This window comes from Corynebacterium sp. UMB10321, from assembly GCF_030228725.1.
Classification (GTDB): Bacteria; Actinomycetota; Actinomycetes; order Mycobacteriales; family Mycobacteriaceae; genus Corynebacterium; species Corynebacterium pseudogenitalium.
The window spans coordinates 1-271 of record NZ_JASOZC010000053.1; the positions used below are offsets into that span (position 1 = coordinate 1).

1 rRNA gene is annotated in these 271 nt (G+C 42.1%); it reads right to left on the reverse strand.

The features are described from left to right. Positions 1-119, reverse strand: a 23S ribosomal RNA gene (locus QP752_RS11285); the annotation flags it as partial. Positions 120-271: the final 152 nt, after the last annotated feature.

The window sequence follows — 271 nt, forward strand, 5'->3', positions numbered from 1 at the left end:
ATTCGGATATCTCCGGATCATTGCTTACTTACTGCTCCCCGAAGCCTTTCGTGGTTCGTCACTTCCTTCATCGGCTTCTAGTGCCTAGGCATTCACCATGCGCCCTTTTCTACTTGACCTATTTCAAGTTGAGTTTCTCTCTCTTCTCGGTCGCTCTTCAATCTGTTTTTTCGATTGTCTCGGTTTTTTGCTTTAGATTATATTCAGTTTTCAATGTACTAGCTCTCTGAGGTATTACCCTCAAAACTAAACAAAGTTTCTCAGTGTGCTT